The organism is Cognatundibacterium squillarum (assembly GCF_014652435.1).
GTDB lineage: Bacteria > Pseudomonadota > Gammaproteobacteria > Burkholderiales > Burkholderiaceae_D > Undibacterium > Undibacterium squillarum.
The window spans coordinates 232,146-249,527 of sequence record NZ_BMYU01000003.1; the positions used below are offsets into that span (position 1 = coordinate 232,146).

The window sequence follows — 17,382 nt, forward strand, 5'->3', positions numbered from 1 at the left end:
TGGTGCGGGGTTCGGCGGGGGCAGTCATTCAGAATCAGAATTCAGGAGTAAAGATGCAACAGGAAGCAGGATCAGCGCCGCATGCGGTGTCGCGTTTGCGCAGTAACCGTTTATTGCGCAGTACGCGGCCGTTTCTGGCGCGCGGCGGGCCGAAGGGTGCGCGTTGCGGCGGTTGCCGTTTGCTGCCCAGCCATTGCCTGTGCGCGCACAGGCCGGTACGTGCCACGCACGCGGGCATTTGCCTGATCATGCATGAGCATGAAGCCTTGAAGCCGAGCAATACCGGCTGGCTGATTGCGGATGTGGTGCCGGATACGCTGGCGTTTGAGTGGTCGCGCACCGCGCCGGATGCGGCGATGCTGGCGGCGCTGCAAGACCCGCAATGGCAGCCGTATCTGGTGTTTCCGGGCGAGTTTGTCGAACCGTCGCGGGTGATTTCTGCGCTGCCGCCAGCGGAAGTACAGCAAAGCAGCGGCAAGCGGCCTTTGTTTATTCTGCTGGACGCCACCTGGTCGGAAGCACGCAAGATTTTTAAGAAAAGTCCGTATCTGGCGCAGATGGCGGTGCTGAGTCTGCAACCGGAGCAAGTGTCGCGCTATGCGCTGCGCCGTTCGCGCCGTGAAGACCATTTGTGTACTGCCGAAGTGGCGGCGCTGTGTCTGCAGCAAAGCGGCGATACCGACGCGGCAGCCGCGCTGGAGTTATGGTTTGATGTGTTCAGTGACCATTATCTGCGCGCCAAACAGCAGCTTCCGGCGGACTGGTCGGATGCACAGCATCAGCAATTGCTGGCTCTGGGCGACGCAGCGGCGAAGGCGGCAACACCGGCCTGACATCTGCAAAACCGGAACAGGATAGGCGCAGCTTGCCTGTCAGGCATTGAACCGGAAACCGCTTTGCGCGATAATCGCGGCCATGAACGCACCTACACGCCCCCCGATTCCGGATCAACTCTCGATTGATCCAAAGAGCCCTCATTTCAATGCTGCCGTTCTGGAGCATGACATAGGTATCCGTATTAACGGCAAACAACGTAACGATGTGGAAGAGTTCTGCATCAGCGAAGGCTGGATCAAAGTCGCCGCTGGCCGCGCACGCGACCGCTACGGCCGCGCCATGCTGGTCAAGATCAAAGGCACAGTAGAAGCCTTTTATCTGGACGAATCCGCTGCCTGATCGTTAAACGCATCTGCAATCACGCCGCCGCACGCAAGTCCGGCGGCGTTTTTCATGGGCGCGCTGCTCTGCTTTGCGCTGAATGCAGGCGCAAGAGCTGCACGAAGCGGCCGGTGATGGTTACAATGGCAAGACCGCATACGCTGCCAGCGCTGGCAATGCTGCTGATGCTTCAAAAGTTGTTATTCACCGGAATTCACCCATGACCTTACGCTACCGCGCCCTGCTCGCCGCATTTGCTGCACTTGTCACTTGTAGCGGCCTGAGCCTGTTCAGCACCGCCGCCCGCGCCGAAGAGCAAACTTTCCCCGCCAAATTAAGCCGTCAGGAACAAATTCAGATCAGCCAGCAGGCTTGTCTGGAACCGCACGGGCTGGAAGCAGCGGAAATTGATGCGCGCAGTTTCACGCCGAATGGCAAAGCTTCGTATGCCGATGTGCGCTGCCGCCCGCACAAAGCCTTGCGCCAGCGGCCTTTGTACTACGTGACGCAATGCGCGCGCGATGGCAGCCAGTGGGTGTGCGCGCAGGATGAGCTGGAAACCATCGTCGCACTCGGCAAACGGGAATTGCTGGTACGCCCCGGCAGTCTGGCACCGGAAAAAGCGGTCGATACGGTGCAAAGCATCTGGCGCTATCAGTATTTTCAGGGGATGAGCATCGACAAGGCGCTGGAATCGGTCTGCAGCACCGGCATGGGCGACCGTGCCGATCTGGTAGAAATTTCCTGCAAGCGCTGGTCTGTCACGGTGTCTTACTGGTGCCCGAAAGAAGCCCGCAAAGAACCCTGCCCGCGCGTGATTTATATGCATGAAAGGAAGTTACCGTAATGGATGAATATCTAATCGATTTTGCTATGGGAGAGATCAGGCGCTTTCTACAAGCGCGTCCGGACTCTGCAGATACGCTGGAAGGCATACACAGATGGTGGATACGCTGGCCGGATATCGCAGAATCTCCAATAGTCACCGCCGCCGCACTGCAACGACTTGAAGAACAGGGTTTTCTCGAGCAGAAAAAAATAGGATCACGCGTACTCTGGCGCCACGTAAAAAATTGATGAAACACCGTATTTCCCGTATCGCTGTCGCGATGACAGTGAGCTGTATCACCGTCAACGCCAGCGCACAATCTTCGCAATTCAATATCCGTATTGAGAAAAAAGCTGGCTACGATCAGATGCTGGCGTATAACAATGGTGTGATTCCGCAAACTGTACGCGTCTGGCTGAACAGCAGCACCAACACTGCCAGCGGCTTTGCTATGCCTTTGGAAAGACAGGTATTTCCGCGCTCTACTGTGGTGCTGAACGAATTCCGGCCGGCAAATCCGAAGCAGGCATTTTACTACCACTATCAATATTCATTAATACACGGCGATCCTTCGGCAGTGCATGACCAGAATGCAAAATACCTGCCACCGTTTTTCTGGCCGGATGCACGATTAATCAATCAGGCTGAAGACCGTGTGAATAACAGTCACAACAGTACTGAAAATCACTTCGCACTGGATATTGATCTGCCGATGGGAACACCGGTGATGGCGGCGCGCGAAGGCGTGGTCGTCGCGAATGTGAAGCATTTTCCGGATACGGGCAGACTGGACCGAGCCCTGAATGATCAGGCGAACTATGTGATGATATTGCACGGTGATGGCAGCTTTGCATCGTATATACATCTGAAGCAAAACTCTTCCGCGCTGGTCGCCGGACAACGCATTGCCACCGGCGATCTGATCGGATTATCCGGCAACAGCGGCTATTCCAGCGGTCCGCATCTGCACTTTGATGTGCAGGTGAATCAGCGCGGAAAAATCACTTCCGTTCCCTTCCGTTTCTGGGACCCGGCCAGTGGCTACTATCGCCCGAAAACCGGTACCCGGGTGCAAGCTGTAAAGATCATCAGAGGTGAAACGGGTCAGCACAAGCCTTTGAAAGACTGCAAAAAGCCGGGCAATCTGATTGATCAGGATGTACTCAACTGTATGCGGCGTAATCCGCAGTAAACCCTTGCTGCAACGGGGTTTAATCGATTTCGTAACTGCGCACGATGCGCGCCAGTTCACCGGATTTCACTAATTGCTGCAAATCCTGATTCAACTGTTCCACAGTGGAAGCCGCTATATGCGGCGCGGCAAACAGGAAGATGCCACCGCTGTCCAGCGAGACTGGCAGCAAACGCACATTGGCAAATTCTTTGAGCTTGGGTGCGACGTAATGAAAGTAGGACTCGCGGGCATAAAAGAAGCGGCCACGTCCGGCCAGCAACTTGCGGATATTCTGTTCGCCGGATGGTGAACCGGCATCCAGCCGTATGCCGTCGCGCTGCAAACGTTCAATTTCCGAATTACCCTGCACAATCAGTACGATACCTTTGTCGCCGAGCTGGCGCACATCATCCCACTGACGTATCTGAACAGGATCGTCCGCGCGCACAGCCAGCCTTGCGCTGGTAATGTGTATCGGCACCCGCAAAAACTGCATGCCCGCAGTTTGTCTGGCGGCGGTAATCCGCGCTCCGCACACCAGATCTGCACGTCCGGCCAGCATTTCATGCTCTACCCTGCGCACCGGCATAGCCTGCGTTGGCAATACAAATTGCTGACGCGGATTCACTGCCGTCACTGCGCGCAGGATATCCGCGCACATACCAGTCCATTCATCACCCTGACGGATGAAATACGGTTCTGCTGCCTCCCAAATGCCAAGGCGCAGCGGACCGGCAACAGCCGGACCCGCCAGACAAATGGCTAACAGGGAAGTCAGAATTCGCTTCATAAACAGGAAAAATGGATTCAGTGCTCATTTAACCATATTCACAATAAGGGAATCGTAAAATAGTTTTTCCTGAAGGCAAGTGACAATAAAAAACCGGGCACAAGGCCCGGTTGACATGGATGCAGCTGGATGTGATTACTTGGTCGCTGCAGGTTTTGCTGCTTCTGTTTTCACTTCCGGTTTCACTTCCGCACCACCTTCAGTGTGTTTTTTCGCTTTTTTTACTTTCTTTGGCTTCGCTTCTGTTTTGACGTCGGCTGCTTTGGTATCTGTTGCAGCAGGTGCTGCCGCTGGTTTCACATCTGCTTTCGCGCTGGCGGATGCCGGTGTTACTGGAGCAGCCGGAGCAACAGGCGCTGCTGCTTTTGCATCTGCTTTGACTTCCGCTACTTTGGTTTCTGCTTTCGCTGCTACTTTTGCAGTTTCAGCTTTGGCTGCGGTCGTTGCTGTTGCAGCTGGTGTTTGTGCCATCGCGCTACCCATCATTACAACAGTCGCGATCATTGCAGTCATCAGTTTGTTCATGGCTTTTCCTCTTTCAGGTTAGGTAGGCTTCAGTTTCCGGTTTAGCGCAACATTGCGTTGCTGCATGATCCTATAACGCGATGAGTCTTTTTCCGGTTGACGACTATTTTTGATTTTTTTAAATATTTTTTTGATTTTATCAATCAGTATATTTATTTTTTGTTCAATAAAAAAGCGGGGATTTCTCCCCGCTTTTTGACCGACATCACAGAAACTTACTCTCTGTATTACTTTGCGCTGGCAGATTTTTCTGCTTTTGCCGGTTCTGCTTTGTGTTCTTTCTTCGCTTCTGTTTTGACTTCTGTTTTCACTTCAGGCTTTGCTTCGGCTTTAACTTCCGCTTTAGGATCAGCTTTCATCATTGCTTTTGGTTCAGCCTTTGCTTCTGCTTTTACTTCATGCTTTGCTTCTGTTTTTGCATGGGCAGATGCTGCCTGATGTTTGCCTGTCGTCGCGCTTGCGCTGGCGGATGCAGAGGCACTTGCTGCTGTTGCTTCCGGCGCTTTCGCTGGAGCTGCCGGTGTCGTTGCAAATGCAGAGCCTGCCATCATTGCGGTTGCCATCAGGGAGATGATCATTTTGTTCATGGTGTGCCTCTTCTTAAAAAATCAGTTAAGTATGTTCGCTTTGTCTTGCGGCGCAGTGTGTTGCTGCGTGCTTCCTTAACGGGGTCGGAGACAGGGCGGTTGACGATTTTTTCTGAAAGAAGTGCAGAACCAGTCAGGGATCAGTTTTCGATACCATGGGTACGCAGGATACGGGCTACCTCACCGTTTTTCAGTAACTTTGCGTATGCCTGATCTATCAGCTGATACAGCTCAGCAGAAACATTTTTACTGGTGGCAATAAATGCAGGACTGGGATCAAACAAGACAGGCAACACTTTGACCTGACGGTCACCACGGGCGAGAAATTCGGAACTTTTAAAATATGAATCACGGGCATAAAAGAAACGGGCACGTCCGCCGATCAGTTTGATCAGATTCTGCTCAGCAGATGGCGCGCTGCTGTCCAGTTGAATTCCCATCGCTTGTAAGCGTGGTATGTCAGCGTGGCCTTGCAATATCAATACACGTTCCTTGGTCAGACGCACATCGTCCCAGGTCTTCACCTGAATACTGTCGCTGCCACGCACTGCAAGACGATAGCCTGTAATATGAACGTAATTTTTCAGAAATTGAAAGCCGGCCTCTTCACGCGCTGCACTTTTTCGTGCACCACAAACGATATCGCGACGGCCCGCCTGCATTTCATACTCAACACGGCGCAAAGGCATAGGTTCCGGATCGGTCACAAAGCGAACTTGCGGTTCCAGCTCTTCAATCGCCCGGAAAATATCAGTGCAAGGCCCCTTCCAGCCAGCTTCTGTTCTCTGGAAAAATGGTGCAGCACCTTCCCACACTGCAACTTTTAAATCGGTTGCACTGCTCGATACAAGCGGAGTCAGTAAGAATAACGCTGGCAGAATGACCTTCATCACGATGAACATGAAATGGGAGATGAACTTAATTAAATCATATTCAGCCCATTCTGCTCGAAAATCATGGCATTTTCTTTACGCTTTCCGCATAGCAATCGATTTTTCCTGCATATCGTGTAGGCACAGCACCACATCTGCAGTCGCTATGGCAGAAAAATCCCCGGCATTGCGCAATCCATCCTCAGACAGACAATCAGAACCTGACTGACGATCCTGACCGACGGTTGCCGGTGTAAAAGCGGACATATATAAAAAAAACCGGGCGCACGGCCCGGTGAAAACATGGAGAGAGATGCGTGAAGCTTATTTACCGGCAGCAGGTTTTGCTGCTTCTGTTTTCACTTCCGGTTTCACTTCTACACCACCTTCAGTGTGCTTTTTCGCTTTCTTTACTTTCTTTGGCTTCGCTTCTGTTTTGACGTCGGCTGTTTTGGTATCTGTTGCAGCAGGTGCCGCCGCTGGTTTTACATCCGCTTTCGCGCTGGCGGATGCCGGTACTGCAGGAGCAACAGGCGCTGCTGCTTTTGCATCTGCTTTGACTTCCGCTACTTTGGTTTCCGCTTTCGCTGCTACTTTTGCAGTTTCAGCTTTGGCTGCGGTCGTTGCTGTTGCAGCCGGTGTTTGTGCCATCGCGCTACCCATCATTACAACAGTCGCGATCATTGCAGTCATCAGTTTGTTCATGGCTTTTTCTCTTTCAGGTTAGGCAGGCTTCAGTTTCCGGTTTAGCGCAACATTGTGTTGCTGCATGATCCTATAACGCGATGATGTTTTATCCGGTTGACGACTATTCTTGATTTTTTAAATATTTTTTTGATTTTATCAATCCGTATATTTATTTTTCATAGTTCAATAAAAAAGCGGGGATTTCTCCCCGCTTCTTACCCGACATCAAAAGAACTTTCTCGCTGCATTACTTGGCGCTGGCAGATTTTTCTGCTTTTGCCGGTTCTGCTTTGTGTTCTTTCTTCGCTTCTGTTTTGACTTCTGTTTTCACTTCAGGCTTTGCTTCGGCTTTAACTTCCGCTTTAGGATCAGCTTTCATCATTGCTTTCGGTTCTGCCTTTACTTCAGTTTTTGCTTCATGCTTTGCCTCGGTTTTAGCATGAGCAGATGCTGCCTGATGTTTGCCTGTTGTCGCGCTTGCGCTTGCGGATGCAGAGGCACTTGCTGCTGTTGCTTCCGGCGCTTTTGCTGGAGCTGCCGGTGTAGTTGCAAATGCAGAGCCTGCCATCATTGCAGTTGCCATCAGGGAGATGATCATTTTGTTCATGGTGTGCCTCTTCTTAAAAAATCTGTTAAGTATGTTCGCTTTGTCTTGCGGCGCAGTGTGTTGCTGCGTGCTTCCTTAACGGGGCCGGAGACAGGGCGGTTGACGATTTTTTGAAGAGTTGCGGTAAATCGCAGTAAGCATCGTTTTCTGATACCGGCGGTACGAGACTGCCAGCCCTTGCCTCTGACAAAGTGACATATGAGTCAGCACTTTATTCTGTCATTCTGAGGAATGACAGATATCGAAGCAACAAAACAAAAACGGCTGCGATTGCAGCCGTTTATTTGTGACAGAACTGAATTCTGTATTGCATTACTGAGTCTGATCCGGAATGGCCGGCTTCCGCACACCTTTTTCCGGCGTTGCGCTCTCGCGCTTCGCTGTACGCATATCCTTCGATGCGGAAACAGCAGCATAGTCTGTCGTAGGACGGCTTGCCGGACTGATACGACTCGCATGTTCGGCTACCGGCTGTGGACGACGCGGAGAAGGTACATGCTCTGTTTGTTCTGAGGCCACCCGGGAAAGTTTGCCGGGTGTCTTTACTTTGCTCGCGCTGGCGGCATCTGTCTCTGCCGGCGGTGTTGTGGCAAGTGCATCAGCACACTGTAATGTCAGCATGATTGTCAGTAAAACGAGGGATTTCACAGGCTTACCTCTGATCGCGAATCGGATACTGACAAAACGCCGGCCACGGGTTCCGGGTTGACATATGTCGCATTCGGTTCCGGCTTACCCTGGTGAAGCATTTAAATATTGTTCACATTTCAAGACAAAAAGCAGACTTCGGCAACGGTTCCGGCGACATACAATACCTGAGTTCGATCTATTCTCTTGCGCTGACAACGCTATGCCTGAAACTTCTATCCTATTTGTCTGCATGGGCAACATCTGCCGTTCTCCAACGGCGGAGGCGGTGTTTCGTGCCAAAGCGAAAGAAGCCGGTATGCTGGAACAGCTGACCATACACTCAGCTGGCACTCACGCTTACCATCAGGGCGAGGGGCCGGATCCGCGCGCCCGCATGTTCGCACTGCGAAGGGGATTTGATCTTTCTTCAATCCGCGCACGTCAGATCAAAGCGGCGGATTTTATCGAATTTGATTTCGTGCTGGCGATGGATAAAAGTAATCTGACGCTGCTGCAGGCTGCCTGCCCGCAACAATTTCAGCACAAGCTGGGCTTACTAATGGATTACGCACGTCATTTCAGTGAGCGCGAAGTACCCGATCCTTATTATGGTGGTAGTGAGGGCTTCGAAACTGTACTCGATTATATTGAAGATGCCAGTGACGGCCTGATTCAGAAGCTGCGACAGAATATGTTATCCGCCGGCTGAGATTGCGGCACGCAAGCTACCGTTCGCCCCCCGTTTTCCGCAGTTTATCCCCCCGTTTCTGCAACTTAGTAAGTTGCCACTTGTCTAATGCACTGCCGTCACAGACACTGCAGCGTCCCCTTTTATTTCCCCCTCTCAGACGAGTGAGCGATTATGTTAAAACCAACCCTGATAGTTGTGGCAATCGCTGCAGCCCTGTCCGCCTGCGGTAAGCCCGGTTCCGATGCCTCTGCCAGCGCATCCGGCAGTGCGTCTGCCTCTGCGAAAACGGCGGCTGCGCCAAAACTCCTGATTGCACCGGAAGATATTCTGAAAGTAGCATCCAGTCAGGTTGCCTCCGGCCCCGTCATTACCGGTTCTATTCAGCCGGAACGCAAAGCTGATCTGCGCGCTGAAGTGCAATCGGTAGTGATGCAGGTTCTGAAAGAGAACGGCGATACTGTCAAACGCGGCGATATTCTGGTAAAGCTGGATGAAACTTCGATCCGCGACAATCTGATGTCTGCACAGGAAGCTGCACGCAGCGCAGCAACTACGCTGGAGCAGGCGGAACGCAATCTGCAGCGCATGAAGACCCTGCGCGCCTCCGGCATGACGTCGTTGCAGGCGCTGGACGATGCTGAGCTGAAAGTCGAATCCACCCGCAGTGAATTGTCTGCAGCGAAAGCACGGGTGGTTTCCGCCCAGCAACAAATTCAGCGCACGGTCGTACGCGCGCCATTCGACGGTGTCGTCAGTGACCGCAAAGTCTCTGCCGGTGACACGGCTTCTATCGGTAAAGAATTACTGAAAGTGATCGATCCGGCCAGCATGCGATTCAGCGGCCGCGTCTCCACTGACCGTATTGCACAGGTAAAAGTCGGTCAGGCAGTCAGCTTCCGTGTCAACGGATACAGCGGCCAGCAGTTTGAAGGCAAAGTGACCCGCGTTGATCCGGTTGCGAATGATGTCACCCGTCAGGTCGAAGTGCTGGTCGGTTTCAGCGGCGCTGAAAAACCGACGGTGTCCGGCCTGTATGCAGAGGGAAATATCAGCAGCACTGCCGTCAGCGCACTGACGCTGCCGGAATCGGCTGTCATGCGCAGCGGCGATCTGACCTATGCATGGCAGGTCAACGGCAATGCGCTGCGGAAGAAAACGCTGCAAATCGGCAGCCGTGACCCGCGCTCGGGAAATTTTGAGATCCGCAGCGGCCTGGCGATGGGCGACGTGGTGATGCGGAATCCGAATTCCAGTTTGCAGGATGGTCAGAGTGTACAGATGGCCCCGGCCAAACTGGCTGACAACAGCCAAAGCACTGCAGGGAGCCACTGATCATGTTCTTATCGAATTTCAGTATCCGCAATCCGCTGGCCACCGTGGTGCTGATCATCACGATGATGCTCATGGGCTTGCTGGCCTTATCCAAACTCAAAGTCAATCAGAACCCGGACGTCGCCATACCGGGTTTATCCGTTGTCATTCCGTATCCGGGTTCTTCACCGGACACCTCTGAGCGCGAAATCGTGAATCGTCTGGAAAAGCAGCTGATGACGATACCGGGTGTGAAAGATCTGTATTCCACCTCCGGTGAAGGCAGTGCACAGTTTGACATCATGTTTGAGTTCAGCAAAAACATGGTGGAAGCGACCGATGAAGTACGCAATGCGATTTCTTCGGTGCGCTATAAGCTGCCGACCGAAATGCGCGAACCCTACATCGTGCGCTGGGACCCTTCTGCGCAACCGGTTGTGAATATTGCGTTGTCGTCCAGCAAACTCAGCCATGCAGAAATTTCCCGTATGGCGGAAGATAAAATTGCCGACAAACTGCGTGCCATTCCGGGCGTGGCGAACGTCAAAGTCAACGGTACGCTGAAGCGCGAACTGTCGGTTCTGCTGCGTGCTGAAAAACTGCGCGAATTCAATGTTTCCGTTGGTGAAGTGGTCAATGCGCTGCGCTTACAGAATGCCAATGCACCGGTCGGAAAAATCAGCGGTGATCTGGAAGAAGAAAGTATCCGTCTGGTCGGCCGGATTGAAACACCGGAAGAATTCCAGAATGTCGTAATTAAACGCAGTGGCGATCAGATCGTGCGTCTGGGACAAGTTGCGAGCATTCAGGATCACTTTGCTGACCTGAATTCGCTGAGTATCCGCAGCGGCAAACCGAACGTCAGTCTGCAAGTCACCAAATCGCGCGAAGCCAGCGCGGTATCGGTGGCAAAACGGGTACGTGAGTACATTGAGACTGCGAATAAAGAGATGGAATCCACGCTGCCTGGCACAAAAATGGATGTCACGTTCGACGGCGGTAAGAATGCAAAAAACAGTCTGAACAATGTGGTGGAATCACTGATCTTCGGCGCGGTGCTGACGGTCTTCGTGGTCTACGTATTCCTGAACTCCTGGCGCTCTACCCTGATTACCGCGCTGAGTCTGCCGACCTCGGTACTGGCAGCATTTATCGCGGTCTGGCTGTGCGGGTTCACGCTGAACTTCATGACTCTGCTGGGCTTATCGCTGGCCATCGGTGTGCTGATTGATGATGCGATTGTGGTGCGGGAAAACATTGTGCGCCACATGCAGAACGGTTCCGACCGCCGTACCGCTGCGATGGAAGGTACCGCGGAAATCGGCCTGGCAGTAGCGGCCACCACGTTCTCGATTGTGGCAGTATTTGTTCCTGTCGCCTTTATGGGCGGTATGCCGGGAGAATGGTTCCGTCCGTTTGCGCTGACCGTAACCTGCTCTGTGCTGGTCAGTCTGGTGATTTCCTTCACGCTGGACCCGATGTTGTCCGCTTACTGGGGCGATCCTGCCGACCATCACACTGCACCGAAGAAAGGTATCAGCAAAATACTGCAATCCTTTAATGACTGGTTCGATCATCAGGCAGACCGCTACGGTAAAGTGATTGCCTGGGCTTTGCACCACCGTCGCTGGATGGCCTTTATTGCCTTCGGTACCCTGATTGCTGCATTTGCCCTGCAGGCAAAATTTGGTGGCACCAGCTTCCTGCCATCCACAGATGCCGGCAGTCTGATGATACAAGTGCGCACACCGCCGTCTTCTTCGCTGGAATATGCGCGACTGAAAATGGAACGTGCAGCCGCTATTGCACGCACCTTGCCGGAAACCAAAGAAACCAACAGCAGTATCGCGCCGGCGGGTGGCCGTATTTATGTGGATATCGGCAAACGTCATGAACGCAAACGCTCTGCCAAAGAAATCGCCGCTGATCTGCGTTCCCGCATCAGCAGTCTGGTCGGTGCGGAATACACGATTCAGGATGATGTGAATAACGGTGCGAATAAACCGGTGCAGATTGAATTCACCGGCCCGGATTCGCGCAAGCTGATGGAAATCACGTCCGAGTACATGGAAAAACTGGCCAAGGTTCCGGGTGCGGTGGATATCGGTTTATCGCAACAAGATCCTAAGCGTGAAATTAAGATTGAGCTGAACCGTGGTCTGGCGAATTCGATGGGTGTTTCCGCTTCCGATGCAGCACAAACCCTGCGTATCGCATTTGCCGGTATCGAAGCCGGTGACTGGGTCGATCCGACCGGCGAAACCCGCGATGTGGCAGTACGCCTGCATCCGGATGACCGTGTCAGCAAAGCCAATCTGGAACGCTTGCCGATTTCGGTTGGCGGTACGAATCAGATGGTTCCGCTGGATCAGATCGCTACCATTACCATGGGTAAAGGCCCGTCCACAATTGAGCATACAAACGGCAAACGCACGATTACCGTATCTGCGAATGCACAGGGCCGCTCCAGTGGTGAAGTGATTACCGATGCCAAGAAACTGGCAGAAAGCATGAACTTCCCGGCAGGTTATGGTCTGAATGTGGCGGGTGCCGGTCAGGATCAGGAAGAAGTGTTCGGCGCGATGGGTATTGCCGTGTTGTCCGGTATTGGTCTGATGTATCTGATTCTGGTGATTCAGTTCGGCAGTTTTACCGCACCGCTGGGCGTGATGGCATCGCTGCCTTTATCGCTGATCGGCGTGGTAGTGGCGCTGGTATCGACTGGCAGTACGATCAATCTGATGAGTCTGATCGGTGTGATTATGCTGATGGGTCTGGTCGCGAAAAATGCGATTCTGTTGCTGGATGCTGCGCGTAAATTTGAAGCGGAAGGCATGGACAGGGAAGATGCGCTGATGCAGGCCGGTCGTGTGCGTCTGCGCCCGATTCTGATGACCACGTTTGCGCTGATTGCCGGTATGTTGCCGGTGGCAATCGGTGCCGGTGAAGGCGGTGACTTCTACCGTCCGCTCGCGATTGCGATTATCGGCGGCACGATTACATCGACCTTGCTGACCTTGCTGGTTGTGCCGACGTTCTATGACAGTATTGAACTGAGTAAAGACGGTGCGTTACGGAAACTGAAAGCACGCAGTGAACGTTACAACTCTGGCTTTGCGCTGATTGTGACCGGTTTAGAAGTGTTATGCACCGTGACCGGACTACGCCTGATATTCAGAAGCTTGGTAAAATGTCGCACTGTGATATTCAGGAGTCGTCTGAAGCAGACATGATTCAGCGGCGCTTGCTTACCACACCTCGAACCGGGGTCTATTCCTAAGTATCCTCCGGTATTTTCACCCGCAGGCCGAAAACCTGCGGGCTTTTTTTTGCCTGCTCCAAACCTCCTGACCTGCCTCGCATCATTCAGGTAACACAGGGATCACAACGGCGCGATGAAGTCCCTCAGCCCAGTGCGGGTCGCACGTTTGCAGACGACGCCAGCTGCAGCGCAATGCCCTGCTGATGCACGCGGAATTTCGCCACCATCTGACCAAGCACACCGGCCTGATGCTGCATCGCTCCCGCTGCCGCCGCAGCTTCTTCCACCAGCGCGGCATTTTGTTGCGTCACCTGATCCATTTGCATAATCGCGCGGTTAATCTGCTCAATACCGCTGGTTTGCTCACGGTTCGCATTCGCAATTTCATGGATCACGGTTGCCAGATTGCTGACCGATGAAACCACATCCAGCATCGTCGCACCGGCCTGATCCACCAGTCCGGTACCGGCATTCACGCGATCCACAGAATCACGGATCAGCACTTTAATTTCTTTCGCAGCACCGGCGGAACGCTGCGCCAGACTGCGCACTTCGGATGCCACCACAGCAAAGCCGCGTCCCTGCTCACCGGCTCTGGCCGCTTCTACCGCAGCGTTTAATGCCAGGATATTGGTCTGAAATGCAATGCCGTCAATCACGGCAATAATGTCTTCGATTTTGGCGGAAGCACTGTGAATATCACGCATCGTATCAATCACTTCACGCACCACAATACCGCCTTTTTCTGCAACCGAAGAAGCTTGTCCGGCCAGCGTCAGCGCCTGTTCGGTGTTTTCCTGATTTTGTTTCACGTTGCTGGTCAGCTCTTCCATTGCCGCAGCGGTTTCTTCCAGTGAACCGGCCTGCTGTTCGGTGCGGGAAGATAAATCCAGATTGCCTGCCGCAATTTCAGAAGAAGCCGTACTGATGTTTTCGGTGCCGTTGCGGACTTCACGCACGATGCTGACCAGACTGGTCGTCATTTCTTTCAGTGCGCCCAGCAACTGCCCTGCCTCATCCCGTGAGCCGCCGCGAATACTGACATCCAGATTACCTGCAGCCACTTCATGCGCCACCTCCACCGCATGGCTCAGCGGGGCGGTGATTGCTCGCGAAATCCATGAAGTCAGTGCAATGGTGATTACCACCGCTGCTAACGCAAATATCAGTGAAAAGCGGAGCATTTCCTGAGATTCGGATTTCATTTTGATCACTTGTTGTTCGGCACGTGCGATGGCATCTTTTTGTACAGACTCCACAATGCCATCGATTTGTTTGGTCGGTGCGCGGTCCATACCTTTGACTTTGACATCGACGATCTTGGCACTGTCCGCCTGCTGCACATCGTAACTTTTCAGCGCTTCCATATACTGGCTGGTCAGGCCCGACAAGGCTTTCTGGGTACTGACCACATCATCCGTCTTCAGATCTAACTGCTTCAGCGTTTGCTGCAGGGCATCCAGCGACTTCTGCACCTCGCCGCCCATTTTTACAAACTCTTTGCTGTATTTATCAAATGCTGCCTGATCATTGCCGCGCAGCAGCGTATTTTTCCATTCCTGAATCTGAATCTTGAACTCGACCTGCGCCTGGCGCGCCTGATCGACCGCCTGTCGTTCCAGTTGTGCCTGTTGCATCGCGGCTTCCGCACCTTGCTGATTGCGGTAAAGATTCCACCAGTCATGTGCTGACAACAGCAGCATCAGCGCGAGTAGTAATCCTGATAAAAACATCAGTTTCCTGGCGATTTTCCAGTCCGAAAAATGCATGATCTTCTCCGGTTCAGTATTGCCGAAAAACAAAATCCACAGTGCCAGATTTTTGTGCACTTACACTGTAGGACAGATTCAGAAAATCAAAGTGTCAGACTGTTAATTACAGCCATCGATCCGGTAGCTTGGCCGGAAAAAAGTCGCGACTGAGACGAAAACAAGCGCGGACTGTGCAAATATCGTCACTCAGCATTTGCGGAGGCCCGGACTTTCTGCCGACGACCGCCGGATCGCTGTGCAAAACTCCGCATTTAAGGTGATTTCGGGCAATTCCAGCCATTTTTTCGGTGCCGCCACAGCTCCGGCGACATTCCGGCCAGCGTGCCGCGTCAGAGGCAAGAAAAAAGCACTGTCCGCGGGCTGCGAAACAGTGCTTTTACGGTGATGCTGCCTGCTGTACAAGCGCAGGCAGCCGGACTTACCAGATGCGTACCCGTTGCGCCGGTGTCAGGTACAGGCTTTGCCCCGGCTTCACATCAAATGCGTCATACCATGCATCCAGATTACGTACCGTTTGCACACGGAATTGCTCCGGTGCATGTTCATTGGTCAGAATGATTTTGCGCAGGGTTTCATCGCGGATCACGCCACGGAAAGACTTCGCATACGACAGGAAAAATGCGCGGTCGGATTGTGCATCCGGTGTCTGGCCTTTACGCTGCATAGCCATGCGGTAAGCGTCAAACGCCGCCTGCAGACCCGCCAGATCGGCGATGTTTTCACCCAGCGTCTGCTGGCCTTTTACTGCCAGATCCGGAAACGGTTTGTAGCCGTCAAACTGGCGTGCCAGCGCTTTCCCCGCTTGCCGGAAATGCTGCAGATCAGTGGCTGTCCACCAGTTACGCAGCGCACCTTTCGCATCGAACATCGCACCGGTATTGTCAAAGCTGTGGCTGATTTCATGGCCGATGGTTGCGCCGATCGCGCCGTAATTCACCGCATCACTGGCTTCCGGATCGAAGTTCGGTGCCTGCAGGAAAGCAGCCGGGAAATTCACGGCATTCTGCAATGGCATATTCACCGCATTCACCAGTTGCGGATTCATACACCATTCGGTGCGGTCCACCGGTTTGCCGAATTTGCTGAGCGCATACTGATACTGCCAGCGTTCCGTGCGCACCGCGTTGCCGTAGGCATCATCCGCTTTTACATCGAGTGCGGAGTAATCGCGCCACTGGTCCGGATAACCAACGCCGACATAGGTGTTTTTCAGCTTCGCCAGCGCCTCACTGCGGGTCGCGGCGGACATCCAGCTAAGACGCTCAACACGTCCGGCAAATGCCTGCAGCAAATCATCCACCATCTCGCGGATTTTCTGTTTGGCCTGCGGTGAGAAATGTTCTGCCACATACAGTTTGCCGATCTCTTCACCCAGCGCTTCATTGGTCGCAGCGATCGCATATTTTTCGCGACTTTCCGGCTGGCTGACACCGCTCAGGGCTTTTTCCAGCGGGAAGTACAGATCAAACAAGGCTTGCGGCAATACCATCATGCGATGATGAATCGCGTGGAAACGCAGATAATCCTGCCAGCTTTCCAGCGGCACACTGGCCACCAGACCGGCACTGTGTTTCAGTGCGCCCGGATGCCAGATGATCCATTCCGCTTGTTTCTCCAGACCGGCTGCCTGCATGAATGCCTGCCAGTCCAGACCCGGTGCATGACGGGAAAAATCTGCGACACGCCAGCTGTTATCGACCTTTTTCATATCGGACGATTCTTCGCGTTTCGCATGGCCGCGCGCGATCTGCATTTCCAGCGCCAGCACCCGCGCGGCTGCTTTGTCGGCATCCGCAATACCGGCATAACGGAACACACCGGCGATGTACTGCTGATAGGTCTGACGCAGTTTTTTCATGTCTGCGCTGTTCGTCACGTAATACTCACGGTCAGGCAAACCGAGGCCACCCTGCAACAGGTAAGGCTGATACTGATCCGGTTTGTGCAATCCCTGTGATACCCATAAGCCGAACAAATGCGTGGTATGCATTTGGGTCGCGTTGATCGGGTCCACATCGGCACGCAGATATTTGCCCAGATACGCTGACAGTGCCTGCTTGTCTTTCAGCGCTGCAATTTCTGCCAGTTGTGGCTGTACCGGTGTCATGCCGAGCTGATTAATCGTCTTCACGTCAGCATATGCCGTATAGAAATCACCGGGTTTGCGCTCCGCTGTTCCTGCCTGCGCCAGCATACTTTTCTGAATAATTTTCTTGACAGCATGATCGGATTCTTCCGCCAGTGCATCAAACACACCGGTGGCTGCCTTGCTTGGTTCAATCACGGCCTGTTTCATCCAGACGCCGTTGGCATAACGGTTAAAGTCATTGCCCGGTAGTACGGAATTATCGGTGCCGTCTGCTTTGACTGCGCGGATTTGTTCCGGTGTCATATCACGTGCCTGCACCGGCGCTGCCGCTGTCCACGCCAGCCAGCAGGCCGCTGCAATCATGCTTAAACGATGTTGTGACCGCATCTGTTATATCC

At 53.2% G+C, this 17,382-nt stretch carries 17 protein-coding genes; 8 read left to right on the forward strand and 9 right to left on the reverse strand.

The genetic code is table 11. The features are described from left to right. Positions 1-53: 53 nt before the first annotated feature. From IE092_RS08150 to IE092_RS08170, 5 genes are all read left to right on the forward strand, one after another. Positions 54-833 (forward strand): tRNA-uridine aminocarboxypropyltransferase, encoded by a 780-nt coding sequence (locus IE092_RS08150; protein ID WP_189356558.1) that lies wholly within the window; start codon positions 54-56, stop codon positions 831-833. 82 nt (positions 834-915) lie between these two features. After that, entirely contained in the window at positions 916-1,176 is a 261-nt protein-coding gene (locus IE092_RS08155) for a DUF3297 family protein (RefSeq protein ID WP_189356559.1), read from the forward strand. A 202-nt stretch (positions 1,177-1,378) separates the two neighbouring features. After that, the gene (locus tag IE092_RS08160) at positions 1,379-2,005 is read left to right on the forward strand and encodes a hypothetical protein (RefSeq protein WP_189356560.1); all 627 of its coding nucleotides are present in this window, start codon (positions 1,379-1,381) and stop codon (positions 2,003-2,005) included. Beyond that, entirely contained in the window at positions 2,005-2,235 is a 231-nt protein-coding gene (locus IE092_RS08165; RefSeq protein ID WP_189356561.1) for a hypothetical protein, read from the forward strand. Before IE092_RS08160 ends, IE092_RS08165 begins: the two co-directional genes overlap by 1 nt. Beyond that, positions 2,235-3,179 carry a M23 family metallopeptidase gene (locus IE092_RS08170; protein WP_189356562.1) on the forward strand — a complete coding sequence of 315 codons (945 nt, stop codon included), beginning with the start codon at positions 2,235-2,237 and terminating at the stop codon, positions 3,177-3,179. Before IE092_RS08165 ends, IE092_RS08170 begins: the two co-directional genes overlap by 1 nt. A gap of 19 nt (positions 3,180-3,198) precedes the next feature. On the opposite strand, the gene IE092_RS08175 is transcribed toward IE092_RS08170, so the two are convergent. The 7 genes from IE092_RS08175 to IE092_RS08205 all read right to left on the reverse strand — a co-directional run bounded on the left by IE092_RS08175 (position 3,199) and on the right by IE092_RS08205 (position 7,877). After that, entirely contained in the window at positions 3,199-3,951 is a 753-nt protein-coding gene (locus IE092_RS08175) for a substrate-binding periplasmic protein (RefSeq protein WP_189356563.1), read from the reverse strand. A 135-nt stretch (positions 3,952-4,086) separates the two neighbouring features. Continuing rightward, complete coding sequence (locus IE092_RS08180) at positions 4,087-4,476, reverse strand: hypothetical protein (RefSeq protein WP_189356564.1); 390 nt, start codon at positions 4,474-4,476, stop codon at positions 4,087-4,089. A gap of 227 nt (positions 4,477-4,703) precedes the next feature. Beyond that, positions 4,704-5,063 (reverse strand): hypothetical protein, encoded by a 360-nt coding sequence (locus tag IE092_RS08185; RefSeq protein ID WP_189356565.1) that lies wholly within the window; start codon positions 5,061-5,063, stop codon positions 4,704-4,706. Positions 5,064-5,203: 140 nt separating this feature from the next. Next, a complete protein-coding gene (locus IE092_RS08190; RefSeq protein ID WP_189356566.1) occupies positions 5,204-5,953 on the reverse strand; it encodes a substrate-binding periplasmic protein in 750 nt (249 codons plus the stop codon). A 306-nt stretch (positions 5,954-6,259) separates the two neighbouring features. Then, on the reverse strand, positions 6,260-6,640 hold the full coding sequence (locus tag IE092_RS08195) for a hypothetical protein (RefSeq protein WP_189356567.1): 381 nt from the start codon (positions 6,638-6,640) through the stop codon (positions 6,260-6,262). 229 nt (positions 6,641-6,869) lie between these two features. Further along, positions 6,870-7,229: a hypothetical protein gene (locus IE092_RS08200; RefSeq protein WP_189356568.1), complete on the reverse strand. Its 360-nt coding sequence runs from the start codon at positions 7,227-7,229 to the stop codon at positions 6,870-6,872. Between the two features lie 312 nt (positions 7,230-7,541). Then, positions 7,542-7,877, reverse strand: a complete 336-nt coding sequence (locus tag IE092_RS08205) for a hypothetical protein (protein ID WP_189356569.1) — start codon at positions 7,875-7,877, stop codon at positions 7,542-7,544. Positions 7,878-8,079: 202 nt separating this feature from the next. Between IE092_RS08205 and IE092_RS08210 the strand changes: the two genes are divergently transcribed. From IE092_RS08210 to IE092_RS08220, 3 genes are all read left to right on the forward strand, one after another. Further along, positions 8,080-8,568 (forward strand): low molecular weight protein-tyrosine-phosphatase, encoded by a 489-nt coding sequence (locus IE092_RS08210; RefSeq protein WP_189356570.1) that lies wholly within the window; start codon positions 8,080-8,082, stop codon positions 8,566-8,568. Positions 8,569-8,721: 153 nt separating this feature from the next. Then, positions 8,722-9,882 (forward strand): efflux RND transporter periplasmic adaptor subunit, encoded by a 1,161-nt coding sequence (locus tag IE092_RS08215; protein ID WP_189356571.1) that lies wholly within the window; start codon positions 8,722-8,724, stop codon positions 9,880-9,882. 2 nt (positions 9,883-9,884) lie between these two features. Beyond that, positions 9,885-13,094, forward strand: coding sequence for an efflux RND transporter permease subunit (locus IE092_RS08220; protein ID WP_189356572.1), 3,210 nt, complete (start codon positions 9,885-9,887; stop codon positions 13,092-13,094). 172 nt (positions 13,095-13,266) lie between these two features. Here the strand turns inward: IE092_RS08220 and IE092_RS19005 are convergent, their stop codons facing one another. Beyond that, complete coding sequence (locus IE092_RS19005; RefSeq protein WP_189356573.1) at positions 13,267-14,892, reverse strand: methyl-accepting chemotaxis protein; 1,626 nt, start codon at positions 14,890-14,892, stop codon at positions 13,267-13,269. A gap of 421 nt (positions 14,893-15,313) precedes the next feature. Then, entirely contained in the window at positions 15,314-17,371 is a 2,058-nt protein-coding gene (locus IE092_RS08230) for a M13 family metallopeptidase (RefSeq protein WP_189356574.1), read from the reverse strand. Positions 17,372-17,382: the final 11 nt, after the last annotated feature.

Bases quoted from the DNA above. Each gene is read 5' to 3' on its own strand.
- IE092_RS08190 (WP_189356566.1), bottom strand. From the start codon at position 5,953: ATGAAGGTCATTCTGCCAGCGTTATTCTTACTGACTCCGCTTGTATCG.
- IE092_RS08150 (WP_189356558.1), top strand. From the start codon at position 54: ATGCAACAGGAAGCAGGATCAGCGCCGCATGCGGTGTCGCGTTTGCGC.
- IE092_RS08165 (WP_189356561.1), top strand. From the start codon at position 2,005: ATGGATGAATATCTAATCGATTTTGCTATGGGAGAGATCAGGCGCTTT.
- IE092_RS08180 (WP_189356564.1), bottom strand. From the start codon at position 4,476: ATGAACAAACTGATGACTGCAATGATCGCGACTGTTGTAATGATGGGT.
- IE092_RS19005 (WP_189356573.1), bottom strand. From the start codon at position 14,892: ATGCATTTTTCGGACTGGAAAATCGCCAGGAAACTGATGTTTTTATCA.
- IE092_RS08155 (WP_189356559.1), top strand. From the start codon at position 916: ATGAACGCACCTACACGCCCCCCGATTCCGGATCAACTCTCGATTGAT.
- IE092_RS08170 (WP_189356562.1), top strand. From the start codon at position 2,235: ATGAAACACCGTATTTCCCGTATCGCTGTCGCGATGACAGTGAGCTGT.
- IE092_RS08200 (WP_189356568.1), bottom strand. From the start codon at position 7,229: ATGAACAAAATGATCATCTCCCTGATGGCAACTGCAATGATGGCAGGC.
- IE092_RS08220 (WP_189356572.1), top strand. From the start codon at position 9,885: ATGTTCTTATCGAATTTCAGTATCCGCAATCCGCTGGCCACCGTGGTG.
- IE092_RS08195 (WP_189356567.1), bottom strand. From the start codon at position 6,640: ATGAACAAACTGATGACTGCAATGATCGCGACTGTTGTAATGATGGGT.
- IE092_RS08185 (WP_189356565.1), bottom strand. From the start codon at position 5,063: ATGAACAAAATGATCATCTCCCTGATGGCAACCGCAATGATGGCAGGC.
- IE092_RS08210 (WP_189356570.1), top strand. From the start codon at position 8,080: ATGCCTGAAACTTCTATCCTATTTGTCTGCATGGGCAACATCTGCCGT.
- IE092_RS08175 (WP_189356563.1), bottom strand. From the start codon at position 3,951: ATGAAGCGAATTCTGACTTCCCTGTTAGCCATTTGTCTGGCGGGTCCG.
- IE092_RS08215 (WP_189356571.1), top strand. From the start codon at position 8,722: ATGTTAAAACCAACCCTGATAGTTGTGGCAATCGCTGCAGCCCTGTCC.
- IE092_RS08230 (WP_189356574.1), bottom strand. From the start codon at position 17,371: ATGCGGTCACAACATCGTTTAAGCATGATTGCAGCGGCCTGCTGGCTG.
- IE092_RS08160 (WP_189356560.1), top strand. From the start codon at position 1,379: ATGACCTTACGCTACCGCGCCCTGCTCGCCGCATTTGCTGCACTTGTC.